2 protein-coding genes are annotated in these 1,422 nt (G+C 38.5%); both read left to right on the forward strand.

Translation table 11 applies throughout. From position 1 onward, the window contains the following. Positions 1–1,044: IS21 family transposase (locus tag ABID56_RS12910; RefSeq protein ID WP_354221877.1), on the forward strand; the 1,044-nt coding region annotated here is incomplete at its 5' end. After that, positions 1,041–1,422 (forward strand): ATP-binding protein (locus tag ABID56_RS12915; protein ID WP_354221879.1); only part of this gene is annotated, 382 nt, incomplete at its 3' end. The genes ABID56_RS12910 and ABID56_RS12915, both read left to right, overlap by 4 nt.

A 1,422-nucleotide genomic window follows, 5' to 3' on the forward strand; every position in this document is an offset into this window, starting at 1 on the left:
CCAGGTGAAGCGCAAGTTGATTTTGGCTTGTTAGAAGCTGTTAAAGATGGTCAATATGTCGATGTTCATGGTTTGTCCCTTAGTTTACCTTATAGCAACGCAACTTTTTGTGTTCCGTTACCAAGTGAAAACCAAGAATGTTTCTTAAAAGGGCTAGAAACTATTTTTAAACAAATGGGAGCCGTTCCTAGAGTGCTAAGAATTGATAATTTAAAAGCAGCTGTTATTAAACCTAGGGGACGCCATCAGGAAGTTGAATTCACCCATGAACTCCATCAATTTTCAGCATATTATGGTTGTGAGATTCAAGCTTGTAATCCCTATAGTGGCCATGAAAAAGGTCATGTCGAAAATAAAGTTGGTTATATTCGATATAATTTCACAACACCTGCACCTGTCATGACGTCATATGAACAACTCACAGACTGGTTGGAGGACCAACTGACACAAGATCGCCAACGCCAACATTATGTAAAACAACAAACAATTGAAGACCTTTATCAAGATGAACATCAACACATGCTTCATCTTCCTGATCAAGATTATCCGATATTTAAAGAAAAATGGGTGAAAGCTAATAAATATGGGGAAATTGTGGTCGACCAAGTCAAAGTACATGTACCTAAGAGCTATAATTTTGGACAAGTTCGATTAGTGCTTTATTGGGATCAATTTAAAGTCACATCTCCTAACGGAGAGATCCTTATGAAAGATGTTAGACCGTATATGCATAAAAGAAGACAAATTCCTTGGCAAGGTATTCTATCCTCTTGGCTGGATAAGCCAAGAGCCATAGAGTATTCACGTTACCAACCATACTTGCCGGTTCGAATATTTGAATATATCCGGATTGAGGATCATCGTTTAAGAAAAGAAAGGCTGCGTTGGTTGATTCATCAATTGGCCCAACATGATATGGAACAAATTAATGATCAATTTTATGACTTAATAGATAACGATCTACAACCTGAACACGACGACCATCCATATGATGTTGACTGGAGCCTTTATGATCAAAACATTCCAAGGGGTGAGTCAACATGACGCGGGATATTAAAGCCATGTGCAAGTCACTAAGATTAGCGTATGTAGCAGACGTTTATGAATCAATACCATTTGAAACAAAAGAGCAATTTTTAAAAGAGCTATTTGAAAAGGAATTCGTTTTAAGGGAGGAAGCCAGAGCGGACCGCTTAATGAAGAAGGCGAAGTTCTTACATGTTAAAGAACTGGATGATTATCATTGGGGAAGCCATATCCATTTTCCTCAACAATTAGATAAAGATGAACTGATTTCCCTCAGTTTTATCAAACGCGTCGAAAATGTCATCTTAACAGGAGCACCAGGAACAGGTAAAACCCATCTAGCAACAGCGTTAGGCCGGGAAGCTTGTCGAAATGGTTTTGAGGTCCGATTCTTCC

The sequence above is a fragment of the Alkalibacillus flavidus genome (assembly GCF_040545925.1).
Lineage (GTDB): Bacteria > Bacillota > Bacilli > Bacillales > Alkalibacillaceae > Alkalibacillus > Alkalibacillus flavidus.